Source organism: Chitinophaga sp. 30R24 (assembly GCF_049056765.1).
Lineage (GTDB): Bacteria > Bacteroidota > Bacteroidia > Chitinophagales > Chitinophagaceae > Chitinophaga.
On record NZ_JBJGXX010000032.1, the window covers coordinates 1 to 3,225 of the forward strand.

The following is a 3,225-nucleotide window of genomic DNA, read 5'->3' on the forward strand; positions in this document are numbered from 1 at the left end:
CATCAGGTGCAGATACTATTTATGTAGACGTATCAGGTGGATCGCATGTCATGAGATCTACAGGCACATTAGCCGTGAGTAATCCAGTCACCAACCTGATGGGCAAAGTAACCGTAGAGGTTATCTTGAGTAACAGAACAGGTAACCAGGGCACCTTCCGGATAGATAATTTTACGTTGAATGGGTATGTAGCGCCAATTGATAGTAGTGTTTATAATAGTGTGCCAGGTAGGTATAGGTATGGGTTTAATGGGAAGGAGAATGATAATGAGGTTAAGGGGGAAGGGAATCAGCAGGATTATGGGATGAGGATTTATGATCCGAGGGTAGGAAAGTTTTTGGGTGTAGATCCAATGGGAAGTGAAAGAGTCTCCTGGACACCTTACAATGCAATGAGGAACAATCCTGTAAATAATATTGATCCTACTGGTGGGCTGGATGAATGGGTAGAGACGAAGGATGGTCAAACGTTATGGGATGATAAAGTAACAGATCAGAAGTCTGCAACCCAGCGTTACGGAGAAGGCGCGACTTATAGAGGTCCTGGTTATAGTTATACAAGTAAATCAGGGGAAAGTGTAACTCTCGGAAGTAATAGGTCGTTTACAGTAAATGGTACTTCTAAAACGGCTGTTAACTCAACTAATCCTTATGATCCAGGTACATTTACTTATTGGAATTACGCCAATGGCAAGAATTATGATAGCCAGGTAGAGGCTTATCGGGCGTGGCAATCATTTTCTGGTTATCATCCGGGAGAAGGTCGTTGGGATAAGATATTTAGAGGGACGGCCTTTGCTAGTATGGAGGCTCGCAGAGAATATGCAAGTGGTGGAATGAACATGTTCGGTGGACATGGAAAGGCAACTACAGCAACGACTACCATATATCGTAGTGTTTCTGAAGCAGAAGCTACTAGTTTTACCACCACTGGTAGATTATCATTTGGACAAGGTACATTGGAAGCGAAGCAATTTTGGTTGACCGAAGCGGGCTTGAATAATTTTAATAAAACAGGGTTTGGTAATGGTTTTAATTTAGTATTGAAAGTGCCAACGAGCCTCATAGGAGAGGGGGAAGCAATAAATACGATGGTTCAAGTTGATGAGTTTTTAGGTCCTAGTGGTACGATAGAAAGTATGGAAGCATTGCAGCAAGTAAATAAGGCAATAAAATCTTATCACATCATTCCTTTTGTACAATGAAAGTAGAGACAGTATTAATAAGAGGACAGTTAAATTTTTTAGGGAATTCAAAATCGGCATTCCGAGGTCCAATAAGAAGAGGATTGCGATCTATTGTTTGGTATACTCAACTTAATGGAAAGTCAACTTCATCGTCTATAATTTCTGATATTGAAATAGTAGAGGGTGAAAGTGTTAAGGTAGATATGGTAGTATTAAATCAATTACAATTAGAGCAACCGCTAATAAAAGGCATGGTTTTGAATGTGGGCGATACGCTTCATAAGTTTGCAGAGTTTATCGTAGAAGAACACTTAGGCATATGGCATGGTGGAAAAATACCATAAACATTTGCACATAAATAGTAAAACCCGGTCAGCGACCGGGTTTTACTATTTATGTGCAAATGCCTTTTTAGTTCTGGCGTTTTGTAGCAGACTATCAATAGTATATAAAATGCAGTGTTTATCTTCTTCAGGCAATGAGCTGATCTCATTAAGCCGCTGCAACATAGTAGGATCTTTAAACGTATTGCTGTTGGAAACCTGGTATGTGCGTGATGCCACGGGCAATGTGATGGGTGTTTACACCAAAAGAAATCCTGCTGTTAATCATGGAGACCTTACGCTGATATCGTCTGACCTTTATGGGAGCACCCGTTTAGGCTTATTGAACCGGCAGGAGAACGTGCAACAAATTGCAGTTCCGGTTAAATTGCCGATGCCGGGTTTAGGAATCAGCAGAAAGTATAGGTATAAATGCAGGGCATGCCGGATCATATGATAGAGGAAGTCAGGTTGGTGCGGCTGCTCCTATGCCAGGTATGGGAGGTGCGGGGGTTGCACCTAGATTGGCCATTGCTAATGTTGAGTCAGTTGTAGCTAAGACTGTAGTACCTCAAATCAAGATATCTCCGATTTTGCTGGCAAATTCAACACCTGAAACATCCAGTGGTGCTAATACAGAAGGGGACCTGAATGTTCCTGGACGTGTCCAATCTCGTATCAATATAACGAATGAAGGCTGGGCGCATGTGGTGGATAGACATTTTGGAAATAAGAATGCTTCAAAGTTTACAGTATCTCAGGGCGAGCTTCGTTCATTACTTTCCCAAAAAGATGTTGTGGAAACCCCTATTACTAGGACGGTGGAAAGTAAGGGGAAAGGAACACTATATATTCGTGAGGTTACTTTTGATAATCCAATTGGCCTTGATAAATATGATAACTATAATCCAACCTCTAGAATGACTATTATGACAGATAAGTTTGGTAATTTAGAAACGGCGACACCTGGAGTAGTAAAATAAATTTTTTAAAGGACAACATGGTATGAAGCTTATTGGAAGTAGAACGGAACAAGAATTTCGTGAGGAACTTATGAAGTCTAATCAATCTTTGTTTAGTTCAGATGGTGATCAAAGGTTATTAGAGGTATTAAAGAAGCTGTATCCACAAATGCTTACAGCTTATATAATTCATTGGATACCTGAGCAAGGCGAGGATCTTTACAAGATATTAATTAATGATGATGTTATAGCCAAAATAGAACTTAGCCATGACAACGTTGTGGCGCCAATAGTAGAATCAATATTGATTCCTCAATATATGTTTAGATTGAGTAGGATAAAGCAAATACAATTAGCTGTAGCTCTTGATTTAGCAAGGAGAGATATGGCAAAGTAATATGTAGAAGTCAATAACAATAAATAAGGTCCAGTCACCAGCTGGGCCTTATTTATTGTTATTGACTTCTACACTGCTAATGCGTATAAGTTTGTTTAGTTTTAACATCCCTGATAAAGGCTGCAATGACGCGCAGTAGCGCTTCTTTATCCTCATGAGGTAGTGCTTCAATCTCTTTAAAATACCTGATTACTTCTGCGTCATGAAGCGCAGCGCTGGCTTTATCCGTAGAGTGTCTTGTCCTAAAATAAGTTTACACAAAACGTGTAAAAAAATGAAAAAATCGTCAAAATTAAGAATGGTTATTATCTGGAAATCGACAAGCATCTTATTATTCAAGCCTATTTGAGTTCTAA

The 3,225-nt window shown here is 39.7% G+C and carries 5 protein-coding genes; all 5 read left to right on the forward strand.

What is annotated here, in order from left to right:
• Positions 1 to 1,205 (forward strand): RHS repeat-associated core domain-containing protein (locus tag ACDQ55_RS21555; RefSeq protein ID WP_420983712.1); only part of this gene is annotated, 1,205 nt, incomplete at its 5' end.
• The gene (locus tag ACDQ55_RS21560) at positions 1,202 to 1,531 is read left to right on the forward strand and encodes a hypothetical protein (RefSeq protein WP_420983713.1); all 330 of its coding nucleotides are present in this window, start codon (positions 1,202 to 1,204) and stop codon (positions 1,529 to 1,531) included. The genes ACDQ55_RS21555 and ACDQ55_RS21560, both read left to right, overlap by 4 nt.
• 109 nt (positions 1,532 to 1,640) lie before the next feature.
• Positions 1,641 to 1,967 carry a hypothetical protein gene (locus ACDQ55_RS21565; protein WP_420983714.1) on the forward strand — a complete coding sequence of 109 codons (327 nt, stop codon included), beginning with the start codon at positions 1,641 to 1,643 and terminating at the stop codon, positions 1,965 to 1,967.
• Between the two features lie 40 nt (positions 1,968 to 2,007).
• A complete protein-coding gene (locus tag ACDQ55_RS21570) occupies positions 2,008 to 2,493 on the forward strand; it encodes a hypothetical protein (protein ID WP_420983715.1) in 486 nt (161 codons plus the stop codon).
• 22 nt (positions 2,494 to 2,515) lie between these two features.
• Complete coding sequence (locus ACDQ55_RS21575; RefSeq protein WP_420983716.1) at positions 2,516 to 2,869, forward strand: hypothetical protein; 354 nt, start codon at positions 2,516 to 2,518, stop codon at positions 2,867 to 2,869.
• Positions 2,870 to 3,225 lie beyond the last annotated feature (356 nt).

Excerpts from the sequence above, each read along its gene's own strand:
- ACDQ55_RS21570 (WP_420983715.1), top strand. The coding sequence starts at position 2,008 with ATGGGAGGTGCGGGGGTTGCACCTAGATTGGCCATTGCTAATGTTGAG.
- ACDQ55_RS21565 (WP_420983714.1), top strand. The coding sequence starts at position 1,641 with ATGCAGTGTTTATCTTCTTCAGGCAATGAGCTGATCTCATTAAGCCGC.
- ACDQ55_RS21560 (WP_420983713.1), top strand. The coding sequence starts at position 1,202 with ATGAAAGTAGAGACAGTATTAATAAGAGGACAGTTAAATTTTTTAGGG.
- ACDQ55_RS21575 (WP_420983716.1), top strand. The coding sequence starts at position 2,516 with ATGAAGCTTATTGGAAGTAGAACGGAACAAGAATTTCGTGAGGAACTT.